The 25262-nt window shown below is 62.9% G+C and carries 19 protein-coding genes and 1 pseudogene; 7 read left to right on the forward strand and 13 right to left on the reverse strand.

The window, feature by feature from the left end:
* The first annotated feature begins 107 nt into the window (after positions 1–107).
* Genes ABFX19_RS02960 through ABFX19_RS02970 form a run of 3 tightly spaced genes read left to right on the forward strand, consistent with a single transcriptional unit; the run spans position 108 to position 4504 of the window.
* On the forward strand, positions 108–1703 hold the full coding sequence (locus tag ABFX19_RS02960; RefSeq protein WP_277357433.1) for an ABC transporter permease subunit: 1596 nt from the start codon (positions 108–110) through the stop codon (positions 1701–1703).
* Complete coding sequence (locus tag ABFX19_RS02965) at positions 1703–2638, forward strand: sugar ABC transporter permease (RefSeq protein ID WP_299166331.1); 936 nt, start codon at positions 1703–1705, stop codon at positions 2636–2638. Before ABFX19_RS02960 ends, ABFX19_RS02965 begins: the two co-directional genes overlap by 1 nt.
* A 6-nt stretch (positions 2639–2644) precedes the next feature.
* Positions 2645–4504, forward strand: a complete 1860-nt coding sequence (locus ABFX19_RS02970; RefSeq protein WP_346027391.1) for a glycoside hydrolase family 13 protein — start codon at positions 2645–2647, stop codon at positions 4502–4504.
* On the opposite strand, the gene ABFX19_RS02975 is transcribed toward ABFX19_RS02970, so the two are convergent.
* The 3 genes from ABFX19_RS02975 to ABFX19_RS02985 all read right to left on the reverse strand — a co-directional run bounded on the left by ABFX19_RS02975 (position 4494) and on the right by ABFX19_RS02985 (position 8000).
* Positions 4494–4820, reverse strand: coding sequence for a hypothetical protein (locus ABFX19_RS02975; protein ID WP_346027392.1), 327 nt, complete (start codon positions 4818–4820; stop codon positions 4494–4496). The two genes, ABFX19_RS02970 and ABFX19_RS02975, sit on opposite strands and share 11 nt — an antisense overlap.
* Entirely contained in the window at positions 4817–7288 is a 2472-nt protein-coding gene (locus tag ABFX19_RS02980; protein ID WP_346027393.1) for a GDSL-type esterase/lipase family protein, read from the reverse strand. The genes ABFX19_RS02975 and ABFX19_RS02980 overlap by 4 nt, the downstream gene beginning before the upstream one ends.
* Before the next feature lie 217 nt (positions 7289–7505).
* Positions 7506–8000, reverse strand: coding sequence for a hypothetical protein (locus ABFX19_RS02985; protein ID WP_346027394.1), 495 nt, complete (start codon positions 7998–8000; stop codon positions 7506–7508).
* Between the two features lie 151 nt (positions 8001–8151).
* Between ABFX19_RS02985 and ABFX19_RS02990 the strand changes: the two are divergent.
* Positions 8152–10365: pseudogene (locus ABFX19_RS02990) on the forward strand (type I restriction endonuclease subunit R); the annotation flags it as partial.
* A gap of 146 nt (positions 10366–10511) precedes the next feature.
* On the opposite strand, the gene ABFX19_RS02995 reads toward ABFX19_RS02990, so the two are convergent.
* Positions 10512–10799 (reverse strand): hypothetical protein, encoded by a 288-nt coding sequence (locus ABFX19_RS02995; RefSeq protein WP_346027395.1) that lies wholly within the window; start codon positions 10797–10799, stop codon positions 10512–10514.
* Between the two features lie 10 nt (positions 10800–10809).
* On the opposite strand from ABFX19_RS02995, the gene ABFX19_RS03000 reads away from it, so the two are divergent.
* A complete protein-coding gene (locus tag ABFX19_RS03000) occupies positions 10810–11313 on the forward strand; it encodes an ankyrin repeat domain-containing protein (RefSeq protein ID WP_346027396.1) in 504 nt (167 codons plus the stop codon).
* Positions 11314–11339: 26 nt separating this feature from the next.
* Here the strand turns inward: ABFX19_RS03000 and ABFX19_RS03005 are convergent, their stop codons facing one another.
* The gene (locus ABFX19_RS03005) at positions 11340–12638 is read right to left on the reverse strand and encodes an ATP-binding protein (protein WP_346027397.1); all 1299 of its coding nucleotides are present in this window, start codon (positions 12636–12638) and stop codon (positions 11340–11342) included.
* Between the two features lie 509 nt (positions 12639–13147).
* On the opposite strand from ABFX19_RS03005, the gene ABFX19_RS03010 reads away from it, so the two are divergent.
* Complete coding sequence (locus tag ABFX19_RS03010; RefSeq protein ID WP_428831003.1) at positions 13148–13522, forward strand: hypothetical protein; 375 nt, start codon at positions 13148–13150, stop codon at positions 13520–13522.
* A 69-nt stretch (positions 13523–13591) separates the two neighbouring features.
* Positions 13592–15193 carry an HNH endonuclease gene (locus tag ABFX19_RS03015; protein WP_346027399.1) on the forward strand — a complete coding sequence of 534 codons (1602 nt, stop codon included), beginning with the start codon at positions 13592–13594 and terminating at the stop codon, positions 15191–15193.
* Between the two features lie 76 nt (positions 15194–15269).
* On the opposite strand, the gene tatA is transcribed toward ABFX19_RS03015, so the two are convergent.
* The 8 genes from tatA to ABFX19_RS03055 form a co-directional block, all read right to left on the reverse strand.
* Positions 15270–15452, reverse strand: coding sequence for a Sec-independent protein translocase subunit TatA (gene tatA, locus ABFX19_RS03020; RefSeq protein ID WP_346027400.1), 183 nt, complete (start codon positions 15450–15452; stop codon positions 15270–15272).
* Positions 15453–15569: 117 nt separating this feature from the next.
* Positions 15570–18479, reverse strand: coding sequence for an exo-alpha-sialidase (locus ABFX19_RS03025; RefSeq protein WP_346027401.1), 2910 nt, complete (start codon positions 18477–18479; stop codon positions 15570–15572).
* Between the two features lie 169 nt (positions 18480–18648).
* Positions 18649–19650 (reverse strand): alpha/beta hydrolase, encoded by a 1002-nt coding sequence (locus ABFX19_RS03030; RefSeq protein WP_346027402.1) that lies wholly within the window; start codon positions 19648–19650, stop codon positions 18649–18651.
* Complete coding sequence (locus ABFX19_RS03035) at positions 19647–20324, reverse strand: N-acetylmannosamine-6-phosphate 2-epimerase (RefSeq protein ID WP_346027403.1); 678 nt, start codon at positions 20322–20324, stop codon at positions 19647–19649. The genes ABFX19_RS03030 and ABFX19_RS03035 overlap by 4 nt, the downstream gene beginning before the upstream one ends.
* The gene (locus ABFX19_RS03040) at positions 20321–21289 is read right to left on the reverse strand and encodes an ROK family protein (RefSeq protein ID WP_346027404.1); all 969 of its coding nucleotides are present in this window, start codon (positions 21287–21289) and stop codon (positions 20321–20323) included. The genes ABFX19_RS03035 and ABFX19_RS03040 overlap by 4 nt, the downstream gene beginning before the upstream one ends.
* A gap of 3 nt (positions 21290–21292) precedes the next feature.
* Positions 21293–22219: a dihydrodipicolinate synthase family protein gene (locus ABFX19_RS03045; protein WP_346028029.1), complete on the reverse strand. Its 927-nt coding sequence runs from the start codon at positions 22217–22219 to the stop codon at positions 21293–21295.
* A 45-nt stretch (positions 22220–22264) separates the two neighbouring features.
* Positions 22265–23071 (reverse strand): ATP-binding cassette domain-containing protein, encoded by an 807-nt coding sequence (locus ABFX19_RS03050; RefSeq protein ID WP_346027405.1) that lies wholly within the window; start codon positions 23069–23071, stop codon positions 22265–22267.
* Positions 23068–25260, reverse strand: coding sequence for a dipeptide/oligopeptide/nickel ABC transporter permease/ATP-binding protein (locus tag ABFX19_RS03055; protein WP_346027406.1), 2193 nt, complete (start codon positions 25258–25260; stop codon positions 23068–23070). The genes ABFX19_RS03050 and ABFX19_RS03055 overlap by 4 nt, the downstream gene beginning before the upstream one ends.
* Positions 25261–25262: the final 2 nt, after the last annotated feature.

Here is a 25262-nt window from a genome sequence, read left to right on the forward strand (position 1 = left end):
GACAGACCCCGGCCCACAGCGGCTTCGCTTTACCTGCATACCTGCCTCATTGCCTTCCACCTGCCCGGCCCGCTTCGCCGAAGTGCCCTCAACGAAAGCTCCGCCGCATGCCCACCACCACTGCCTCCCCCGCCGAGTCCACGAAGCGGTCCCGGACCCTTCGCCCTTCAGATTCCGTTGCCGGTCTCCTCGCAAAGATCATTCTGCTGGGACTCGTTGACGCCTTTGCCGTCTATGTCCTGATTGTCCTGTTTCTGCAGGAAAAGTGGATAGTGCTGGTGCTGGCCGCTGCGGTCACACTACTCATCAACTGGATCTACCTCCGGCGCGGCGGGCTGCCCGCCAAGTACCTGGCCCCGGGAATTTTCTTCCTCCTGCTCTTCCAGGTGTTCGTCATGATCTTCAGCGGCTACGTTGCGTTCACCAACTACGGTGACGGCCACAACAGCACCAAGGAAGACGCCATCTCGTCCATCCAGCTGGCGGCGCAGCAGCGGGTACCGGACTCCCCCGCCTACCGGGTCACCATCGTTGAGCAGGGCGGCGACTTCCACTTCCTCACCACCGATCCCGACGGCGACATCAGCATCGGCAGCACGGAAGAACCGCTCGAAGAAGTTTCCAACGCCGTCACCGACGGCACCGGCAAGGCGACCGAACTCGAGGACTACCGCACCCTGCAGTTCGACGAGATCCTCGCGAACCAGTCCGAGATCCTTGCGCTGACCGTCCCGTTCTCTGAAGATCCCGACGACGGAACCCTGCGCACCAGCGACGGCTCCACTGCGTACGTGTTCAGCCCAACCCTTGTCTACGACGACGCGTCCGACACCTTCACCGACACTGAAACCGGAACGGTCTACTCAGACTCCGGCGAGGGAACCTTTGTCTCTGCGGACGGTCAGCAACTCAACACCGGCTGGAAGATCGACGTCGGCTTTGCGAACTTCGTCAAGGCATTCTCCAATGAGGACATCCGCGGCCCCCTCCTGCAGGTGACCCTCTGGACGTTCACCTTTGCGCTGATCTCGGTGCTGTCCACGTTTGCGCTCGGCCTGTTCCTGGCCAACGCTTTCAACCACCCGAACCTTCGCGGCAAGAAGATCTACCGCATCCTGATGATCCTGCCCTACGCGTTTCCCGCCTTCCTTGCCGGCCTCGTCTGGTCCGGTCTGCTCAATCCGGAATTCGGCTACGTCAACAACACGTTCTTCGGCGGCGCGAACATCCCGTGGCTCACGGATCCATTGCTCGCGAAGTTCAGCGTGCTGCTGGTGAACCTGTGGCTCGGATTCCCCTACATGTTCCTGGTGTGCACCGGTGCGCTACAGTCGCTGCCCGAGGACGTCAACGAAGCCGCACGGCTCGACGGCGCCAGCCCGTGGAAGCTCTTCACCTCCATCAAGCTCCCGCTCCTGCTGGTCTCGGTTGCTCCGCTGCTCATTGCGAGCTTCGCGTTCAACTTCAACAACTTCAACGTGATCTACATGCTTACCGACGGCGGCCCGCGGCTGTCGGACACCACGGTCAACGTGGGCGCAACGGACATCCTGATCACCATGGTGTACGAGGTTGCGTTCGGCAGCGGCGTGGGGCGTGACTACGGCCTCGCAAGCGCGCTGTCCATCATCATCTTCTTCATCGTTGCCGTGATCTCCGTGATCAGCTTCCGGCAGACAAAGTCTCTCGAGGAGATCAACTAATGGCTACCGAAACCCCCACACCGCTCCTCGCTACGCCCAGTCACGGCACGACGACGCCGCCGCCGGAACGCCGCAAACAGTCCTTCGGTGCGTGGTTCCGTGACAAGGGGTGGCGGCACGTGGTCGCGGTCATCACCACGGCGTTTGCGATCTTCCCGCTGCTGTACGTTCTGTCTGCTGCCCTGAACTCCACTGGCACCATGGCCGGTTCCAACGTGCTCTTCAGCCGGATTGACTTCGGCAACTTCGAGGAACTGTTCAGCAATCCCAACCGCCCGTTCGGCAAGTGGTTTATGAACACGCTGGTGATCGGCGTTGTCACCTCGGCGGCAACGGTCTTCCTCGGGGCTTTGGCCGCCTATGCATTTAGCCGCATGCGGTTCAAGGGCCGCCGGGTCAGCCTGCTGTCCCTGCTGGTACTGCAGATGTTTCCGCAGCTGCTTGCCGTCGTCGCAATTTTCCTGCTGCTGAACTTCATCACCGATGTGGTGCCGTGGCTGGGACTGGGCAGCCAGCTAGGGCTGATCATGGTGTACCTCGGCGGCGCGCTCGGTGTGAATACCTACCTGATGTACGGGTTCTTCAACACCATTCCGGCGTCCCTGGACGAGGCGGCGCGGATCGATGGCGCCAGCCACGTTCAGGTATTTTTCACGATCATCCTGCCGCTGGTGACGCCGATCCTGGCCGTCGTCGGGCTGTTGGCGTTTATCGGTCTTAGCAGTGAGTTTGTGATTGCCAGCGTGGTGCTCAATGACCCGGACAGCCAGACCCTCGCCGTTGGCCTGTACTCCTACGTGGGTCAGCAACGGTCCGAGAACTGGGGAGTGTTCGCCGCCGGTGCTGTGCTGGCTGCCCTGCCGGTCATGGCGCTGTTCCTTTACCTGCAGAAGTACATCGTGAACGGGCTCGCGGCCGGATCGGTCAAGGGCTAAGGAACGATGTTCCAGGTTCCGCATCACGACGGATCGGCACTGTATGTGCCGTCCTCCCCCGATCTCGGTGCTGCGGTGCCGGTCCGTCTTCGGGTGCCGCATGCGTTCGGTTCGGTCGAGCGGGTGTTTGTCCGGTCGCTTCGTGATGCGGAGCCTCACTATGACGAGGCGGTCCTTCTCGGCACGGACGGTGCGTGGGACTGGTGGGAGGCCTCAGTTCTGCTGGTGAATCCTGTGACGCGGTACCGGTTTCTGCTGGAGGTTGGCGCTTCCGAGGGCTCATCCTGGCACTGGCTCAACGCCGAGGGGTTCTTCACCCGGGATACGCCTGATGTGCACGACTTCCGGATGGTGACCCATGAGCCTGCACCTTCATGGGCGCGGAGCGGCGTGATCTACCAGATCTTCCCGGACCGGTTCGGGCGTTCTACGTCGGCGGCATCCGAAGCCCCGGATTGGGCGGTTCCCTGCGATTGGGATGCTCCGGTTCAGCCAACCGGCCCCGATACGCCGTACCAGTTCTATGGCGGCGACCTCGACGGCATTACGAAGCGGCTCGATCACATCGCCTCGCTCGGCGCCACGGTGGTGTACCTGACGCCGTTCTTTCCGGCGCGTTCCAACCACCGGTACGACGCATCGACGTTCGCCATGGTGGATCCGTTGCTCGGCGGCGATGAGGCGCTGATCCGGCTCGTTTCGGCGGCTCATGAGCGGGGCTTGAAGGTGATCGGTGACCTCACCACCAACCACACGGGAGCTGCGCACGAGTGGTTCCGGACGGCGTCGTCCGATCCTGCCTCCGAGGAGGCCGGTTTCTACTACTTTTCCGAGGACGGCTCCGAGTATGCGTCGTGGTTTGGTGTGCCGAGCCTGCCCAAGCTGAACTGGCTCTCCCCGGCGCTACGGGACCGATTCGTGAGCGGGCCGGGGTCCGTCGTCGCGCGGTTCTTGGAGGCTCCGTTCAAGCTGGACGGGTGGCGGATCGATGTGGCGAATATGACCGGCCGCCATGGGGACGTGGACCTGAACCATTCGGTGGCTTCTGCCGTGCGCTCGACGATGCGGTCTGTTAATCCTGACACGCTGCTGCTTGCGGAATCGACCAATGATGCAGCGCAAGATTTCGACGGCGACACCTGGCACGGGGCCATGACTTACTCGAACTTCACGCGTCCGCTGTGGCAATGGCTTGCTGGGTCCTCGGACGTCAACTTCTTCGGGACTCCCCTGCCCGGTCCCAACCGTATTCCGGCCGAGCAGTTCGTGGAGCTGCATGCAGTGTTTGCGGCGGCATTTCCGTGGCAGGTCCGGACGCAGAACATGATCGCGCTGAACACGCATGACACGGCGCGGGCTTCGACCGTCATGGTTCCTGGTGGACAGCTGATCGGGCTGGGCATTCTGTTCTCGATGCCCGGGATTCCGACGCTCTTTGCCGGTGACGAGTTCGGTCTTGAAGGCATCAACGGTGAAGACTCCCGGACGCCGATGCCGTGGGATTCACTTACGACATCGCATCAGGACCTGTACGACGCCGTTGCTCACCTTGGCAGGTTGCGTCGGGATGTCCCTGCCTTGGCTTTCGGAGGACTGCGGTGGTTGTATGCGCAGGGCGATGTGCTGGTTTACCTCCGTGAGCACGTGTCCGGTTCGGTGTTGGTTGTGGCTTCACGGTCTGGGTTTGACGAGGTTCAGCTTCCGTTGGACCTGATTGGTGTCCCTTTGGACGGTCAGCCTACAGAACTGTGGAGTACGGGCAGTATCTCGGCGGAGTGGGCTGCCGATTCGGTAGGTTTCAGCGGCGACGGGCTCGGGATTGGGCTGTGGCAGTTGCCGGGGGTTGGGTATGGTTTCAGCCCGTGATTCCCAGTACTGCGAGCGCCACCGCTATGGCAGCGAGCACAGCAACAACTACCACCACTCGTCGCGAACCGCGCAGTACTGTGAAGCACACCGCCGCTGGGAGAGCGATGCCGGCGACTGCACCCCCAATCAGCAGAGCTGAGTAGCCCGGACGCATTCCGGTATCCCGGGGAGAGCCCAGCCCTGATGATTCAACGTAGAGGGCGAGAACACAGCCAAGTGTGGCCAGTGCACCGGCGACAGCGAACGCGATACAGGCCCCCGCGACCAGCGGGGACGATCGCTGCTGAGCAGGGCTACTTCGGGTAGACCTCATTTCACTCTGATCGAGTCACACGAGGAGACGGCGCGGCCGTTGTTGAGAGTTCCGCCAAGGCACAGTTGTGTGCTGTCTGTCGACAGACCCAGATCCTGCGTTCGGACATGCACTATCTGGTCGAGCAGACCATCACCGTTGACATCCTCTCCCCGCGCTTGGGTCTCACGCACTTTCGCCTCGCCCGGACCCACCAGGAGGGTTGTCGGCGCGACGGTCATGGCATCGTAGGTAACCGACGACACCAAGGCAATCGGTGTCACTCCCTTCGACCTCAGGTTGATGGGATTGGTGCTGCTGCCCGGCACAACGTCGACTGGTATCCACGCGAGGTCCTGAAAATCGGTTGCGCCGCGATCATCCGTGATCACGAGGGAAACAGTGCGCTCCTCATCAGTATTCAAGGGAATGGTGATCTTTTCGCCCTGAAGCACCTCATCCGTTTCCGCTGTGGAAATGTACCAGTCGAACCCGGTGATGGTTCCGTCGGAGTCACTGGATCCGGAGGCGTCAAGCACGAGCGAATTGCCCTCAACCCGGGGAGTTATGACACCGGTCGGTGCAGCGTTTTTGGGCTCCTGCTGGTGGATGGACAGCGTCACCGGCTCGCCGCCGTCGGGCACGTCAAGGCCGAACAGCTCGACTGTCCACTCTCCGGTCTCGGGGGCGCTCACCTCCACATGCTCGTGGGTGGGACCTGTCTCCCTGGTGGCGCCGGCCGGGTCAGTCGACCTGTCGAAACGCTGCCCTGAAGGGGAGATGAGGGTAAGGGAGACGTCGCTTCCCGGCCACCCGGTAACCAGGCTGATGAATTCCTTCGGCGAATCGACTACGAAGCTGTAGGTCACAGTCTGTTGAGGAAGGACCTCGAAAGTCTCAAAACCACTGTCGTCGAGCTCAGTGAGAACCGCTTCGGAGATGGCCTGCTGTCCCTCAACCGTCGGGTGGATCCGTCCGGCGGACAACAACGGATAGATCCATTCCTCACCGCCGGAACAGAGCTCATGGCCATCGAAGCTTGGGTTGGGATTGGCAAAAAGGAATCCGCTGCGCCGTGCGTTCGTCTCGATGATGCTGTTGAGTTCGTCGATCTTCTCCACCATCCACCGTTGATCGACCTTCTTGATGCCCTCGCAACGGCCGCCGGGCAGGAAGGTACGGTCACCTCCGGAGGCCGGATAGAAGTGCGGGTACCCAACGGCCGCGACAGTCGCCGTTGGAGCCGCGCGCCGGATATCACGGTAGAGGGTGACGTACGGCGTGATATCGGAAGGTGAATCAGTTTGCCCGTCGAGCCGTTCCATCGCTTCGCGCACCGGGGTGAGGACCTTGTCATCCTTGTAGCAGGTGTTGAAGGGAAGCAGTTCCATTCCGAGAAGACACTCAGCCAGAACGTCCCCGAATTTGGCATCATTGCCACCAATGCTCAGAGTGACCAGACCTGTTTCCTCGTTCAGGTGGTCCAGTTGTGGTGACTCACCCCAGGTGTCATTACGCGCACCATAGAAATCCTTCGTCACCGCTCCCTGACATGCGTGGAAGTCCAGAGTCAGGCCCCGCGCTGCGGCAACCAGAGGCGCATATGCCCTGTCCGAACGCTGGCAGTTGTTCGGGCCGCTGTCCTCGAACGTACCCGGGAAATATGGAGCCACGCCGAAACCCGAGGAATAGCTGTCCCCGAGCCCCACGTACCTGGAGTTGTCAGCGACCTCCGCGCCGGGCACGCAATCAGTTGCAACATTTCCTACCGTGCCCATGCGCAGGTTGTCGACGATCACGCCAGAGTCATACGCTCGGTCTCCCTGATCGAAGATAGAAAGGTACAAGCTATGAGGGCCCGGGGTGAGCGGAGTGGCTGCAGTAAGCAGCGGCGTCGCCCCGTCGAATGTTGTGCCGGCAGCCTCCAGCTGGCTCATGGAGGTTGCGCCTGCCGAGTTCACTGTGATGGGGCTACCCGATGGGTCATGAGCGAAATTGTCCGGGGCAATGATCTCAGACCCGGAGGTGGTCCAGGTCGATTCATCAAGTTCAGCGATGAAGGCGTCGTTGTACCTGCTGCCCACATATTCCGGATACTCCTCCGACAGGAAACGAAAATCGATTCCCACCAGGCAATTCACTGTGGACGGGACCTCGAGATCTACCCTGAGGACGGTGACGTCGAAATCTGAGTTCCCTCGGTATGGAGACCCACCCAGGTCCGCGCCGCTGCTGCCGGATGTATTGGGATCGGTGACAATCATCGCGTTTCCGGTGCTCAGCATCGCGGCCATCGGTCCGCTGGTCGGCAGTCCTGCCACACCATCGGAGACCAGCGCAGAGGCCGATGCGCCTGCCCGGGTTTCAAAGGCCGCACCGGTGACCCACGTTATGTCTCCAGCGAGAGCCTTGCCTAAGGCGACGGGATCGTCGCTCAGTTGCACCGTTGGCACCGCCGTCGCGACGGCTGGTCCGAGCAACCCCGTCACCAAGCTGATGCTGGTGGCAGTTCCCAATAACAAGCAGGCGCGCTTACGACGCATATGATCAGTCTCCCCAAAGATAAACAACGCGGCCATTGCGCTGGATGCCTGTGAGGGGGTGCCAGCTCTCGAAGAATATCCGTCGGATCAGGAGAGAACAAGGGTAAAGCCGATCTTGCTCAATTGCGACGTCGGAACTGAACCCAATCGAAGTGGCGAGTGCTCAGCCGGTGATGGTGAGCGGTTCTATCCGCGCCGCGCAGGACACCCGTTGGAGTGACACGTCAGCCTCGGACACGCGATTATTCCGGCCGGTGTCATCACACCAGTCAACGTTATGCGGGTAAGCCTCAACCGCTGCTTTCCCTGTCGCGGCCTCTTCCGGGACCTCGAACGAATAGCTGAAGCCGCCGGCGTCGTTCATGGGTGCGGTTGTGTCGATAATCTTCCGGCCAAGTGAGTCGGTGACGATTACCTGAATTTCGGCGCTCCCTCCGTAGCGGGGATCGCACTCAGCATCCTGCGCGTGGACCGTCACCGTTTCGCCGATTTCGACGGTTGACGGGCTCACCGAATGTGTGGGCGGCATGCAGGGCGGAGCGCCGGGACCGAAAGTGCTGCACCCAGTCAGGGCGATACCCGCGCCGATCAAGCCGGCCGCGAGCATCGCCGCTGACCGCCGGGTCAGTGTGTGGTGAGACGTTCGAGGCATCCCCATCTGACCATTATGGCGCTGATCCGCCCTATTGCTTCTGCCAGGCTCCGCAGCGTGTGGTGTTGAAGTCCTGCCCTTCGACGAGTGTCACCGTGGGACGGCCGCCACCAGGTGGCTGAATGGGAAGCAGAGATCGTGGAGTCGCTTCCGGAAGAGGCATCCACGGCTGCGCAATCCCACCATTGTGGTCATCACCGACCGCAACGAACTCGACGGACAGCTCTACGAGACCTTCGCACGGAGCCTGCTCCTGCCCGGTACGCCGCAGCAGATCCGCAAGCGATCCGAGCTGCGCGAGGAACTGAGCAACCGGACCACCGGCGGCATCTACTTCACCACCCTGCAGAAGTTTGGCCGCAGCAAAGACGAGCGCGACGCCGGCCACGACCACCCGCTGCTGTCCGACCGGCGCAACATCATCGTCGTCGTGGACGAGGCCCACCGCAGTCACTACGACGATCTTGACGGCTACGCCCGCCACCTCCGCGACGCCCTGCCCAACGCCACGCTCATCGCCTTCACCGGAACGCCGATCTCCTTCGAGGACCGCAACACCAAGGAGGTCTTCGGCGAGTACATCGACATCTACGACCTCTCCCGCGCAGTGGAGGACGGCGCCACCGTGCCCGTCTACTTCGAGCCGCGGCTGATCAAGGTCAACCTCGCCGAGTCCGTGACGCAGGAGGACCTCAACCTCGCCGCTGACGAGGCAACGCGAGGCCTCGACGATACGGAACGGGCGCGCCTTGAGCAGAGTGTCGCCGTCGTCAATGCGGTGTATGGGGCGCCGGAACGGATCAAGTCGCTCGCCGCGGACCTGGTGGCGCATTGGGAGGACCGGCGGACGCAGATGACCAAGTTCATCGACAAGCCCGGCAAGGCCCTGATCGTCGGGGCCACGCGGGAGATCTGCGCGAACCTGTATTCGGCGATTGTTGCGCTGCGGCCGGACTGGCACTCGGGTGACCTCGACAAGGGCCGCATCAAGGTCGTCTACTCGGGCGATGCCACCGACGTTCCGCCGGTCAGCAACCATGTCCGCCGCGACAGCCTCAACGCGTCGATCAAGGAGCGGCTCAAGAACGTCGACGACGAGTTGGAACTGGTGATCGTCAAGGACATGATGCTCACCGGGTACGACTCACCGCCCCTGCACACCCTGTACCTGGACCGGCCGCTGAAGGGTGCGCTGCTGATGCAGACGCTCGCCCGCGTGAACCGCACCTTCCGCGGCAAGCAGGACGGGCTGCTCGTGGCCTACGCTCCCCTGGCGGACAACCTCGCCAAGGCGCTGGCCGAGTACACAGACACCGACCAGGCACAGAAGCCGATCGGCAAGAACATCGACGAGGCGGTGGGCATCGCTACCGACCTCGTCGAGCAGCTGCGAACCCTCCTCGCTGGCTACGACTGGAAAGCAGTCCTGCACCGCGGCGGACCGAAGGCCTTCCTGAACGCGGTCACTGGGGCGGTCAACTACCTGCGCGACACCGGCACTCCGGGCAACAAGCCCGACGACGACGGCGACACGCTCGCTGATCGGTACCGTCGCATCTCCGGACAGTTGGCGCGGGCATACGCACTCTGTTCCGGACGGCTGGTCGAGTTGCGGCCGGAGATCCAGGTGTACGAGGAAATTCGTGTCTGGATGGCGAAATTCGACGCCGAGGACCGGCAGTCTCGCGGCGAACCGATCCCCGCTGATATTCAGCGCATGCTCAGCGAGCTGATTGCGACGGCAACTGCATCCGGTGAGGTGGTGGACATCTATTGGGCGGCGGGGATGCCAAAGCCGTCGCTGGACGACCTGACGCCGGAGTTCGTTGCGGCGACGCGTCAGGCACGGAATCCGCAACTCGCGATCGAGGCGTTGCGGAAGACCCTCATTGAGGAGTCGGCACGGGTTGCGCGCAACAACGTGGTGCGGCAGCGTGCGTTTGCGGAGCGGATTGCCGAGCTGATGAACAAGTACACCAATCAGCAACTGACATCGGCGGAGGTCATCGCGGAGCTGGTCGAGATGGCGAAGGAAGTGGCTGCAGAGTCGAAACGCGGGGAGCTCTTTTCGCCCCCACTGAATGATGACGAACTCGCTTTCTACGATGCCGTCTCGCAGAACGAGTCCGCGGTGCTGGAGCAGGGCGACGATGTGCTCGCGAAGATCGCTCGGGATCTCGTCGAGGTGATGCGTCGCGATGTACGGACGGACTGGACTGTGCGTGATGATGTCCGGGCCAAGCTGCGGTCTTCGATCAAGCGGCTGTTGGTCAAGAACGGGTATCCGCCGGACAAGCAGCCTGGTGCGATCAAGTTGGTGATGGAGCAGATGGAGTCGATGGCGCCGCGGTTTGCGGAGGCGCGGGGGTAGCGGTTCACAATTTCAGGGCTCAGGAACATCATGCCCTCAGGTCGAAGGTGCTGCATGATGCGCCGTTCCGCGCCTGATCCACGGTCGTCCTGATCATGGCTGGCGTATGCTAGCGCGCATGGGAATGGTCCCTACGAAGTTCTGGCTTAACCCCTCGGTAGCCTCACGGAAGGCTTCCCGGTGAGGGCCTCCGTGCCGGCCACTGTTCTGGGCCTCCTGCTACTGCTGACCGGCTGCACCGGCAACGGCGGCGAAGTGACCGGTCCGACGCCGCAGACGCCTTCCGGCTCCGCGAGTTCATCCAGCGCGCCGAGCGCTTCCATTTCACCGAGCCCGTCGAGTTCACCGAGCCCGTCGAGCACGTCCCCGGGAGCCGTGGCGTCTGCTCCGGAGGTACCGCCGAGCAGCCCACCGGCTACTCCTAAGTCGCTCACTCCCGAAGAATTGATCGCGCTCAATCAGAACCTGATCAACGCCGCCTGGGACAACAACGTCGCCGAAGCTAGCCGGCTCATCGAGGCCGGTGCTGACGTCAACTACGAGGATGAGACTCAACAGAGCGCTTTCCTCATCGCGGCAAGTGAGGGCTACCTCGAGCTGCTGGAGCTGACTTTGAGCAACGGTGCGGACGTTCACGCGCTCGACAGTTTCAACGGCACCGCCCTGATCCGCGCTGCGGAGCGTGGCCACGCGGACGTGGTGCGTAGGCTGCTGGAGACCGATGTGGACGTTAACCACGTCAACAACCTGGGCTGGACCGCATTGAACGAGGCGATCATCTTCGGCGATGGCTCGCCCCGATACGTGGAGACCGTGCAGCTGCTCGTCGACGGCGGTGCCGATGTGAGGTCTCCCTCCCAGGGTGATGGTCTGACGCCTTTGCAGCAAGCCACTTCTCTGGGCTTCGAAGAGGTCGCTGCCGTTCTGCGCACAGCGGTGGAACAGTAGAGCGCAGGCTCGGTCGTCGTCGTTCCTCACACCCGCCCGAGGACGTCGATATCCTCCAGGAATTGCCGGTGCACCTCTTCGCTCACGGTGGTCCGCGTGTCCTCGATCGCGTCCAGGTAGTCCTGGGTGGCCGGACCCTTGGTGGCTCCCTCCGTGGCTCCACCTCCACCGTTGCCATAGACCGCCTTCTCCAGCGCCCGTTGGGAAGCGCTCCGCGCGGCGTATTCAATGTCTGCTGGAGTGAACCCATCGGTGCGCCGCACCAGGAGGGGCACATCGACGTCGTTCACCACTGAGGTAGGAATGAAACGCTGCCACATTGCCTCGCGCGCCTGCTGATCCGGAAGTCCGATGGGGATGACGTAGTCGAAGCGTCCGTGGCGCAGGAACGCGGAGTCCAGGGTGCGGATGAAGTTCGTGGCACAGATGAGGAGCCTGCCTGGCTGTTCACGGAAGGCCGGAATGATCTTCAACAACTCGTTGGTGACGCCCTGCAGCGGAGACGGCGGCTCACCCGACCGATGCGAGGCAATTTCCTCGACCTCATCGATGAAAACGACCGCGTGCTCAAGCTCCGCGACCTCCAGGAACGTTTCTCGCAAGGCTCCCGCGAGTCCCTTGGAATCGGAAGCCAGCCGCGAGGGGAATATCTCCACGAAAGGCCATTCAAGCCGTGAGGAAATTGCTTTCGCGAAAGTCGTCTTGCCGGTGCCCGGCGGACCAAAGAGAACGACGGCGCGTGGAGGCACTACCCCGAATTCGTCAGCCAGATCCGCTTTGGCCAGGGGCAACACCAGGCGCCGCTCCAACAGTTCCTTTTCCTTGCGCATCCCGGAAACGTTCTCCCACAGACCGCGTGCAAGTACCCTGCCTCCCAGTGAACTCAGCGGTTCGAGCTCCTGCCGCTGAACCGGAATTTTCCGCTCGAGATAGCGCAGGTTCTGTTTCAGGCTGAAACCCCGGGCAAGGAATGCTCCCACCCGAGTTTCAGCTTCCGGCATCAGCGCCGACAGCTTGTTCAAGCCGTGTGGCGCCATACGGGTTTCGACGCCGGCGAGCAGCGCCGTTCCGATTCCGCTGCTGCGATACTCAGGCAGGACGGCCAGAAAAACGATCCACCCCTGATCATGCGCTGCCCTCCCGACGGCGGCGCCGATCACCTGATCGCCCTCCACCGCGACGACGGCATAATCCTTCTCGCACGATGCCAACACTTCCGAAAGCGCATAGACGGATTCGGCGCTTGCAGCTTTGGCAGACTCCCAGAGGTGCAGTATTCCGTCCAGATCGGTGGTGTGAAAGTCGCGGACTCGCCACTTGGTCATGATGCACCTTCCTTGGTGGAGGCAACGCGTACCTATACTCTCCAGCACGATGACGCCATCTGCTGGTGAAATTTCGAAGATGAAGTCGTCTTTCTTCGCGAGCTGACCATGACGGGCGATTAGGGGGCCTTGGACCGGGCACAGCCTGCCCGCCGGTCGTTCAGACTACTCTTGACGCCGAACTTGCCGCCGGGTGACCATAAAGCATCATTTCTCCTGGGTCTCCTTATTGATGGCGGTCATTCATGTCCTGGGACTTTCTCCAAACGCACTGGAGCTCTCGCCTGGCCGGGCCCTCCGCTCTGGCCGGCGGAGCCTTGGGCTCACTCGCGATAGTCCTCCACTCCCTCCAACCGAGCGGATGTGTCGGAAGTGAGTGCGGCGCTCAGTCGATGCGGACTGCGTCAGGTCTTGTTACCGGCCTTGGTTCTGTCGCCGCCATCCTCGTTCTCATTGGGATCGTTGGGTTGACCTTTAGGGCACGTCTATCCGGACGTCCGCCGAGGCTCATGCGCGCCGGCCTGGTATCCGCCGCCCTGGGCTTTCTGGTGCTGCTTGCAGCGGTCCTTCTCCAGGCCGCGTTCTTCGATGGTGACTTTTCCGGCATGCCCTACTTCGTCGTCGTCGGCATGGTGGCGCTCATTATCGGGTTTGTGCTGATCGGCTTCTGCATCCTCCGCTCAGGAGTGCTGCCGCGGTGGATCGGCGTCTTCCTTGTGGTGAGCAGCGCACTGCTACTGGTGGCAAACGAACAGACCTCAGCAGTCCTGTTTGCCGTTCCGTTCCAGCTCGCGATCGCGTCGGCAGGCTACGTCATGTGGACGGCGGACAGGCGGGAACGTAAGTCTTCGCATACCGGATCGCTGCGTGTGAAAGCACGGTGAAGGGCGGCTTCTTCCGGCTCTTCAGGCATCGATCCAAAAATGTCAGAGCCGGATGATTAGCTGTTTTGTATGGGAATCGCGATGTGGGAGACGCTCGAGGAAGCCGATGGGCTGACTCGCGAAGAAGCGTACGAGCGCGTTCTCGATGCCGCCTACGCTGAGGCGGACCAGCGCTGGTGGGACCTGCCTCCCGGCCAGTCCTTTGCGCTGGACTGGGACGATGAATTCGACGACGGCGAATCCGAGGCACGTTCCCGCGCCGCCGTGGACTCAGCATCGGCGTACCAACTGGTTGGCCGGTTGCAGAACATTCGGTCGTCAGAGTCCCGGCGGTCGCGGACCATCGCTGACAGTCTCGACCTACTCCGGGCAGCACAGCGGTTGGCGTCCTGGGCGGCGGCCAGGCAAGCCGTCCTGATCGCTGATGTCTTCGACCATATGCGCGCACTTGACGGCACCGCTTTGGGGAAGCCCGGAGAGGGCGGCACCTCTCCGGATCTGAGCTTCACCATGGCGGCTGAGGAAATCGCCCCGTTGCTGCGGGTGCCGGGCAGGGCAGCACAACGGATGCTTGGCGAAGCGCTGCGCTTGAGGGAAGACCTACCGGGAACGTGGGAGGCGCTTGACGACGGCACCATCACCCCCACTCAGGCGCAGGTCATCGTTCAGGAATCGCAATGCATTCCGGCAGAGGCCACGGCCGGGTTTGAGGATGCGGTCCTGGAAACGGCCGGCGCGCTGACGCGCCCCAAACTTGCCCGGCGCTGCAGGCAGCTACGCGAGAAACTGCACCCGGAGTCGATCATCGAACGAAAGGCTCGTGGGGTGAAGGACCGCCGCGTTGCAGTGGAGCCTGAGCAGGACGGTATGGCCTGGCTCAGCGCCTACCTTCCCGCGGAGCAGGCACAAGGAATCTTCAACCGGGTGGACGCGGCGGCCCGTTCCCTGCAGGGTCCCGAGGAAGCCCGCACTCTGTCACAGTTGCGTGCGGATGTGTTCGCTGACGTCCTCACCCACACCTGCACCGGGGACCCGAAGAAGGGCACAGGTTTCCGCGGGGTAGGAGCCACGGTGTTTGTCACGGTTCCCGTGATGACGCTGCTCGGTCACAAGCGCACTAACTGGCAAGATCTTTCCGGCGCACGCGGCTCCGACTTCGATGAAAGCGCGGCGGTGGACTTATCCGCTGACGGTGTGGAGGCTGTTGTGCGGGGCCTCGAGAGCGCCGCCCCTGATCTGGAGGGCTGTGAGAACGGCTACCTCGATGGATACGGGCCCATTGACCCCGAAACGGCCAGGAACCTCGCCGCGCACGCGCCGAGTTTCACCAGAATCCTCGTCCACCCCGAAACGGGCGCGGTGCTCAGCGTCGGCAGAGACAGATACCGGCCACCGAAACACCTTCAGGATTGGGTGAGAATCAAGAACCCAACCTGTATTCATTCTGGGTGCAACCGCTCGTCGTGGTCCTGCGAAATCGATCACCTCATCCCCTGGGCACACGGCGGGCAAACGTCGCTGACTAATCTCGGGCCTCGGTGCAAGCGACACCACATGATGAAAACCGAGGGCCTCTGGTCTGTTGCGCAGGACGACTCCGGCACACTCAACGTCACGTCGCTCGGTGGTGAGACCTACGTCGAACCACCCGAACTACCGCCACCGTTCTAGCGGGGTAGTGGCGCGTTCCGTGCCGGGATAAGCAACCGCCGTCGCTCCCGCCACCCTTCCAGCGATCTCCTGTGCGCTAGGTGATTTTCGGCGCCTCGACGTCATCAACACGGGATTCTTCTTTCAATTCCCGCACCTCCGACTTGAAGATCCGCAGGGATTGGCCCACACTGCGAGCCAGTCCGGGCAATTTGGGCGCGCCAAACAGCACAATGGCAATCACAATGATGATCACAATATGCCAGCCTTCAGGCCTCATGGAAACTCCTTGTTGTTCTGGTTGGGTGAAGTTGTTCTGATTGGGTTCAGAAGCCTGGGGCGGCGACTTCACTGAGCCACCACCCCAGGCGTCGCCTCTATTTCTTGCCGGACATCGCTACTTCTTGCCGGAAACCACTACGCGATCCCAGCCAAGGTACTCCCCGGCCGAATCGGTCAAAGCAATCGGGTGAGCGCCCGGCCGTGCAACATCCGACACGGTGAACGTCACCGTCCCTGTCCCGTCCGCCAGGAACCAACCCAACGGCCGCTGGCCCTGACGAACGAAGTACCAGGCATCAGCTTCGGGAACAGTCAGGCTGATCCCTTCCCAATACGCGACCGGTCCGCGGGGAGCATCGAAGTCCCGGACCCAATCCTGCTCAAGAACCGGCGTCTCCGGTGTAAACGTCGGCTCAGGTTCCGTGAGCTGCAACGGATGGGCAGCGAGCGTCACCGTCACCGTTACGCTCAGCACACCGTTGGAAGCACCGACGACGGCGGCAGCTTCCTCCACCTGTCCCTCACCGATCTGCTGCCCGGTGAGGGCAAACGTGCGCGTGAATGTGGCACTCGCGCTTTGCGCCAGCTCCGAAACCCCACCGTCCCAGCCGTCCAGAACAACGTCCGTCAAGCGCACGTTCCCGGTATTCGTCACCGTCACGGTCTGGACCACACCATCCCCGACACTGTCAATACGGTTTCCATCCTCATCTGAGGTCTCCGTCGACACCCCAGACACTGACAACTGCGGGTTGCGCTCCTTCAGGTCCAGCTCACCGCCATCGATCGTCAGTTCTTTCGACGGGAAGCCGGACGCACTCAACGTCCAAGTGGTCAGCGGGACAAAGAAGCCATCCGCTGCTTCCTGCTCCGTGACCGTGTGCTTCGATGTGGAGCAGGTGTAATCATTCCCGGCAGGCAGCACCAGGAATCGGCAGTTGCCCGGGCCCGGCGGCACAAACGGAGCGAAATTGCCCGACGATGGCACTGTGGCTTCGGTAACGAGTCCGGTGTTCGTCACATGGAACGAGTAAGGAACCTGCTCTCCGGCCGTGTACGGGTTGGCCGCCAGATCGCGGCTCGGATCGGTCCGCGACCCAACGATGTCAGCCGCGAGGGCCTTCGCCTTGCCCGTTGAGTTGAGGAACACCGCCTGCCCCGTGAAGCTCACCGACTTCGTCAGCGCTGAGTTCGTTGTGGAGGTGGAGTCGAAGGTGGCCGTAGGAATGAAGTATCCGCGGTCAACGTCCTCCTGGGTCACCGTATGCTTCGCGGTGGTGCAGTTGTAAGCTCCACCGGCAGGCAGGTTCCGATAGCGGCAGTTGGGGCTACCCGTGGGCAGGAATCCGACGTCGAAAGTTCCGGCAGTGGGGACCGCGTTGGTGGTCACCGTTGCCGTACTCGTCACGCGGAAGGTGTAGGCCACCTGGTCTCCCACCGCATACGGAGTGGTATCTACATTCCGGTTGGTATCTGCGAGTGATCCCGTGATGGTCAGACCGACCGCATCTGCTGCGGCTTTGAAGGACCGGCGGGATTCTCCGCCCTGGGCTGATGTGAAGACAGCGTCCAGGGCGGAGAATCCCGCGGAAGGGTTGCTGCCGGCCGTCAGCGGCACGGAGATCGTCGCCGAGTCGCCCGGTGCGATGGACGGCACATTCACCACAGGAGCAGCCCAGCCCTCAGGCGTGCTGATCGTGACCTCACCGGACACGGCAGTCCGCTCCTGATTGGTGATCGTCACCGGAACGTCGGTCGACTGACCGGCAGCGAGCTTCACGTCGGGAACGGACAGCGGAGCACACACGTAGTTCAGCCACGCGTCGTCGAACTTCGAGAAGGTGATGCCGTTGGTGTAGCTGGACTCGTACAGCAGGCCAATCTGACCCTCTTCCAACCGCTCAAGTGTGGAATACGCCGAGAAGCCGGAACGGACGCTGCGGACGGAGGGCCAGGTCTCGCCGTCGTCACAGGACACCCGGACAGAAACGTTGCTGCGGGAGCTTTGGCTGTTGGAGTTGGAGAAGATCAGCTTCATTGCCTCGGGTGAACCCTGGGGTGCATCCGGAAAGAGCCTTGTGATTGAGGCGTTATTGGTCGGGTCCGGCAGCTCGAGATCCTGCGTCACCGGTCCATAGCTGTGCCCGCCGTCCGTGGAGATGGCGACTTTCCGGTACCCACCGTTGCCGCTGTCCCTCGAATTCATCATCACGCGGCCGTCAGACAGTTCGACGGTCTTGTTCTCATCCATTCGGGTGCCGACGTTCTCGCCCTTGTGCCAGGTGAGACCGTGATCGTCCGAGTACACGCTGTACGCCTGGATGGTCCGGGTCCCGTCAGCCTGCAGAACATCCCCCGCGTACTGCTGGACCAGCCTGCCCGCATATTCACCATATTTGAGCTGAATGCCCTGGCCGGAGGTGGCGAAGTTGCTGCGGATGTCTCCCGGCACGGGATCGGACGGGTTGCTGCCGGGCTTGGTGACCTCAGTGATGAGGCGCGGCTCAGACCAGGTGATGCCGCCGTCGTCGGATTCACTCACTGCTGAGCTGATGACGCTCCTGTTGGCATCATCGTTACCGAAGGTGCTGCCATGGAAGCCCTGGTCCTTGGAATAGACGAAGAAGTTGAACACCTTTCCGGTCTCTTCATCCACTACGTAACTGGGATCGCTGTAACCGAATCTGGGCGTCTGCTCACCTGATGAGGTGACCGACCCTGCTGCGATGACCTCTACTGGTCCCCAGGTGGCGCCTCCGTCCGTGCTTCTGCGCTGCACGATCGAGTTGGGATTGGGGGCGTCGGCAGCGTTGAACGGGCGTCCGTCCCACGACGCGAGAACCACCCCATTGCCCAGATAAGCGAGGGCCGGGATGCGGTAGGAGGCAAAGGGGCTGATGAGTTCAGCGCCGAGGTTCACCTCGCTGAAGGAACCTGGAGCATCGCCCGGGGATTTTGCGGGAACCGGCGCGGCAACCGCCGGTGCGCCCGTGGAAACGAGTGCGGCGGCAACCAGGATACTCACGGCTGCGCGCCTACCGGGAAATTGGCAGAATGTGTTTTTCAAGAGAGCCTTCCTAACTTCTTCGTCAGTGGTTCGGTGGACATACGATGTCCTACCTCCTCGGAGTGAAACGTGTCCCTTTCCTTTGATGTGGCATTGGTTCGGTGGCTGTAACGAGATACGGCGGTAATCAGGACTGCTGATGGAGAATGCGGACCAGCGCACGATTGCGGTCAGCCATCGCCTGTCGGCTGACGCTGGCTTCAGGAGAAACAAGCTCGAATCCGTGGTAGGCGCCCGGGTACAGGTGAAGTTCGGTGGGCACCCCGGCCTGCAGCAGGCGGGACGCGTACTCGACGTCTTCATCCCGGAAGAGGTCCAGCTCCCCCACCTGGATCATTGCGGGAGGCAGGCCGGCCAGATCCGCAGCCTGAGCCGGGGCGGCGTAGGGACTTCCACTGGCAGAACCAGCCGAGGAACCAAGCAGGCACTGCCAGGCAAAAGCGTTCCGCTCCCGGCTCCAGGTGGGGATGCCTGCAAACTCGCGGCTGGACGGGGAGATCTGGGCGTCGTCGAGCATGGGATACATCAAGTACTGGAACGCGAGCTGCGGACCGCCCCGATCCCGCGCCGCCAGGGCGACTGAAGCTGCGATCCCTCCGCCTGCGCTGGATCCGCCGATTGCCAACCGCTGCGGATCAATCCGCAGTTCCGCCGAATGCGCCACAGCCCACTCAAGTCCGGCATACGAATCTTCAACCGGAACCGGGTGCGGATATTCGGGTGCGAGCCGGTATTCGACGGCGATCACCACACAACCAGTGGCTTCGGCAAGCGCGGTGCAGTACGGCTGATCAGCCCGCAGGCTCCCGCTGATCATTCCGCCGCCGTGAATCCAGTAGATGGCAGCGAACGGCCCCCCACCGGGCGGCGTGTAACTCCACAGCGGGACGGGTCCATCGTGCTTGAGCAGCATCACGGACGTGGCGGACTGATCGAATGCCGGAACCAACTCCGCGGCACGGCAACGGAATCGAACCAACTCCTCGACGGTTGTGGGCGGGGGCAGGGCTTTAGAGTACGCCAATCCTCCAAGCAGCTCCGGATCAACACGTGCCTGGAAGGTCCGTTCACAAACCTGTTCCTGATGCTGACCGAGTCCGTGATCACGGTCGCGCAACGTATCCGTCACGGCGCTTCCACCGCGTTCACAAACCATCCCGTAATGCTCGCCGGGTGCGTGATGGCAGTTCCGACGACGACGGCGAACGCCCCCGCCTGCATCGCCTGCCGTGCCTGGTCCGGCGTCGAGATGCGCCCCTCGGCAATGATCGGCCGGCCAAGATCGGCCGCGGATAGCTGCTCGAGGAGTTCAAGGTCCGGACCGACGGTCTTCTCGCGTTCGCCGGTGTACCCCGCGAGCGTGGTTCCAATGAGATCCGCTCCCGCAGCAACCGCAGCCAACGCATCATCGAGGGATCCGCAATCCGCCATAACCAGTGCATCTGATTCTGCGCGCAGCCCGTCAATCGTCTGCTGGAGCGTCAACGCGTCAGGCCGGTGCCGCCGGGTTCCGTCAAGGGCCACAACGTGAGCACCCGCCTTCGCGCAGGCCAGAGCGTGCCGGAGAGTGGGAGTGATGAAGACGCCGTCGTGTCCGTCTTTCCACAGTCCGATAACCGGAACCTCCACCGCCTCGCGGGTCTGCTCAATATCGGCGAGTCCCTGTACCCGAACAGCGGCAGCACCACCGATCACAGCCGACTGGGCCACCTGAGACATGGTGTGGGGATCCCGCATCGGCTCGCCGGGGTAGGCCTGGCAGGAGACAATCAAGCGGCCGCGTAGGCTTTCCAGGTTGATCATGAGGCCACCTTCACGGGGTCGAGGGTCAGTGCCAGCCGGGCAGCGCCAAGGACAGCGGCGTCCGAGGCCGGGTTCGCCGGAACGATCCGCAAGTCAGCCAGCGCCGGAAGCAGCTCAGCGGATGCGGCGCGGGTCATCGCGTCCCACCACAGCGGCCCGGCACCGGCCACTCCGCCGCTGACCACCACCACCTCCGGGTCAAGGATGTTCGCGAGTCCGCCGATAGCCTGTCCACAGGCGGCGGCTGCCCTGCTCACTACGAGAAGCGCTGCTTGGTCACCCGCAGCGGCCCTGGCGAAGACGGCCTGCGTGTCGGAAGCGGCGTTGTCCGGCGGCACCACCCGGTTGTAGGAATGGAGGATCGCCGGACCGGAGGCAATCGCCTCGACGTGCCCCGCGCCGCCGCACGAGCAGGGCAGGGCGACGGCACTGGCGGAAGCATCTTCATAGGCATACGGCGACGCGAAATGACCGACATGACCTGCAGCAAACCGCGCACCCTGCTGCGGAACACCGTCGACGACGAAGCTACCTCCCACACCGGTGCCAACGGCCACCAACAGCACACTCGAGCTTCCCGCAGCAGCCCCCGCCCAGGATTCCCCCAATGCGTGGGCGTGGACATCGTTGATCGCGGTACAGGCCAGCCCGGTGCGTGCCTGAAGCCCGTCGGTCAACCGGGTTCCTGCCCAGCCGCTGATCGCATCGGTTGCAGAGACCACGATCCCGCGCTCCCCGTCGATGACGCCTGCCGATCCGATGCCGATCGCATCGGCGACGATCCCCGCAGCTTCCGCCCGCCTCATCAATCGAAGCACGAGGGTAGCGGTGGCATCGAGGATCGCCTCGGCGCCGTCCCGGGCGGCAGTAGGAATTCGGCTCGCACACAGCACGCGGCCGTCTTCGCTGACGAGGCCGGCAGCCGTCTTGGTGCCCCCCAGATCGATTCCGATGACGTACCGCATGGTCTAGAGCAGGCCGTTCCGTTCGAGGATGACCCGAATGGCCGCGGTCTCACTGTCGTTGAGCGCAATCATCGGCGCCGACATGGCGTTCGAATCAATGACGCCCATGAGCCTGAGGGCCGTCTTGAAGGCGCCGAGACCGCCCGCACCGGGAGATACCCGCCCGGGGGTCGGCGTGTAGACAATGGAGAAGACATCGGCGAGACGGTCCTGTTCAGAGGCGGCAGCCGCGAAATCACCGGAGGCACCCGCAGCGTACAACCGTGCGTAGCCTGCCGGATCCACGTTGCCGAGACCCGGAACCACACCCTGAGCACCGCCCAGCAGTGCACCGTCCACGACCACTTCATGGCCGGTGAAAATGTCGAAGTCCGGGATGTCCCTGGCGGCAAGGAGCAGCTGCCGGAAGGACACATCATCACCGGATGAGTCCTTCACACCCGCGATCACGCCTTCGCGGCCAAGCCGAACCAGCAGGTCCGTCGGCAGCTTGTAGTGCGTGCGCACAGGGACGTCATACGCGAAGATCGGGACGTCGAGCGCAGCGTGCACCGCCCGGAAATGCGTATCCGTCTCATTGGCGTCGGAGATCGCGTAGTACTGGGACGTCACGACCAGCGCATCAGCGCCAAGCTCAACCATGCGCCGGCCCTCGTCGATGACCCGGTTGGTGGTCTGCTCATTGGCTCCCACGATCAGCGGAACCTGCCCTGCGTTCACTCCCCCGATAGTGCTGACGACGACGGCGCGCTCACTGTCGGTCAGATAAGGCACCTCCGCGGAGGAGCCGAGAACGAACAGTCCGTTCACACCGCCGTCGAGCAGGTGCTTGGTCAGCCGTTCAAGGGAAGCGACGTCAATAGCACCGTCAGCGGAACGGGGGGTGACCACGGGCGGGATGACGCCATGGAAGCGGGAAGTAGGCGCGATTGCCACGATATTTCTCCAGAGGTAGGTGTGCTGTGAGCTGGGTGCTCAGGTGTGAAGCAGACTGGGCGCTGCTCCCAGGAGTTTCTTGGTGTAGTCATTGGCGGGATGGTCGAAGATCTGCGTTGCCGTGCCCTCTTCGACGATCTTGCCGAAGTACATGACGCAGATCCGGTCAGAGACGTAGCGAACGGTCTGGATGTCATGCGAGATGAACACCATGCCGAGGTTCAGTTCGCGCTTCAGGTCGGAGAGCAGGTTGAGGACCTGGGCGCGGACGGAGACGTCAAGGGCTGATGTGGGTTCGTCCGCCACGATCACCGAGGGTTCCAGCGCGAGCGCCCGAGCGATTGCCACGCGCTGCCGCTGACCGCCGGAGACCTGGCTGGGAATCACCTCGGCAGCTGATTGCGGAAGGCCCACGACGCTGAGCAGTTCCCGCACCCTGGCGAGCCGGCTCTGCTCGTTGCCGATGCCGTGGATCTGCAGGGGATCGAGCAGGATATCCTGGATGGTCATGCGCGAGTTCAGGGCTGTGGACGGATCCTGGAAGACCACTGAGACGTCACGGCCGAACTGCTTCCGGGCAGCATCCTTGCGGCTCTTGACCGGCTTGCCATGGAACAGCATCTGGCCCGCAGTGGGTTCCTGAAGCCCGACCAGCACCGAAGCCAGCGTGGACTTTCCGCACCCGGATTCACCGACAATGCCCACGGTTTCGCCGCGGCGCACGGTGAAATTGACCCCGTCCACCGCCTTGACGATATTGGGACGGAAAAGACTGCCCGTCCTCGAGCGGTGATAGACCTTGACATCCTTCAGTTCCAGGACCGGCACCGTGTCGTTGCTGTTCATCGTGCACCTTCCGGGGAGGTGGCGGCGGAGGCTTTCACCAGGCCGTCGTCGTCGTCCGTGGTCTCTTGACCGCCCTGCGGCGCGTCAGAGGTGAGGTGGCTCGCCCAGTAGTGCTCGCCGTTGCCCACGCGGGTGAACTTGAGTACCTGGTTGGGATCGGCGTCCGGGCGCAGCGAGCGCTCGGCGAACCGGTCGCCTGCAGCGAACTCGCGGGGCGAGGGGACGGTGCCCTGAATCTGGTGCAGCCGTTCCGCGTCAGCCTCGATGGAGAGCACCGCGCCCAGCAGGCCTCGCGTGTATTCGTGGTGCGGATTGCGCAGGAGCTCGGTTGTTTCAGCTGACTCCACCACCTGTCCGGCGTACATGACCGTGATGCGGTGTGCCAGGGAGGCAACAAGGGCGAGGTCGTGGCTGACGAAGACCATCGCGAACCCCAACTGCTCGCGGAGTTCATTGAGGAGATCCACCACCTGCTTCTGCACGGTCACGTCCAGGGCAGTTGTGGGCTCATCCGCCACGACGATCCGCGGCGAACGGGACAGCGCCATGGCAATCAGGACCCGCTGGCGCTGGCCGCCCGAAAGTTCATGCGGGTAACTCTTCAACGTGCGGTCCGGATCCAGCTTCACCAGTTCCAGCAGCTCCCGCGGCGTCTTTCGCCCGTTGCGTTTGGTCAGCTGGGTGAGCTGGTCCTTGATCAGCATGGACGGATTCAGCGAGCTCAGTGCGTCCTGGTAGACCATGGCGATCTGTTCGCCGCGCAGTCCCCGGTACAGGCCCGTCCGTTCCTTCGGGTTGTTGGTCAGCAATTCCTTGCCGTTGAACCTGATGGAACCGCTCAGCTCCGCCGACGGCGGCAGCAGGCCCATGATGGCCAGTGACGTAATCGACTTGCCGCATCCGGATTCACCGACAAGGCCCATGGTCTCGCCCTCGCGGACCGTGAAATTCACCCGGTCCACTATCGCTGTATCTCCGTACCGCCCGGGGAAGCGGATGGAAAGGTCTTTCACTTCAAGGATTACGGGAGCATCGGCGGGTACCTGAGGCAGCCGGTCTGTGCGGCTGCTCTCCACGCGGGACAGCAGCTTGAGTTCCTCCGCGAGCGCCGCCAGTGAACCGGGTTTGTGGATGGCTGCGCCCGGCGTCGCTGCCTTCTCGAAGGCGGCGCCGTCGTCGTCGTTCTGTTCCCGGCGGCCGACGCCGGTCTGGACTTCTTCCGCGTCCAGGACCGAAGGCTGCGCCACCGTTGCCCGGGCCGTCTCGCTGAGCTGGGCTGCCTTCACAGGCTCTTCCTTCACGGGCGCCGCCTTGCGCAGCTTCGGGTTGACCATGGCGTCGGTCAGCCCTTCCGCGAGGATATTCAGGGCCAGCACCGTCAGCAGGATGGTGATACCGCCGAAGGTGGTGGGCCACCAGGCTCCACTGAACACCACGTTGCGGCCGTCGGACATCACGTTGCCCCAGGAGGCTGCGGGCTGCTGGACACCGGCGCCGAGGAAGGACAGCGATGCCTCGAGGATGATCGCGTCGGCAACCATCACCGTAGCGAAGACCAGCACCGGGGCCGCGGTGTTGCGGACAATGTGCTTGAAGAGGATGTAGAAGCGGCCCGCTCCCAGGACCCGCTCGGCACGGACGTAGTCCTCGCCGTACTGGGCCAGCACGTTGGCACGAACCACGCGCGCCAGCTGCGGGGTGTAGACGATGGCGATCGCCAGAATGATGACCGGCACCGTTGAGCCGAAGATGTTGTTCGAGTGATCCTTCAGCGCAAAGAGCAGAGCGGCGGCCAGCGCGATGCCGGGGAACGCCATCAGGACGTCCATGACCCGCATGATGCCTTCGTTCGCCCACTTGCGGGATGTGGCTGCCAGTGCGCCCAGCAGGGCACCCATAATGATCGCGAGCAACACGGCACCGAGGCCGATGGCGATGGAGACCCGCGCACCGTAGAGGATGCGGGACAGGACATCGTAGCTGGAGCCGTCGGTGCCGAAGAGGTGAGGTCCTCCCGGCGGAAGTACTGGCGCGATCGACTCGTTCTCCCCGTACGGCGCCACCATGGGGCCAATGATGGCCACGAGAATGATGAAGCTGAGGAAGCCAAGCGCAATCTTTGAGCTGAGAGGCAGCGCCTGGAAGCGGGCCCCGGAGGTGCTCAGGCGGGTAGCCAGTCCGTTTCGCATGG

The organism is Arthrobacter parietis (genome assembly GCF_039530425.1).
In the GTDB taxonomy this organism is placed as follows: Bacteria; Actinomycetota; Actinomycetes; order Actinomycetales; family Micrococcaceae; genus Arthrobacter_D; species Arthrobacter_D parietis.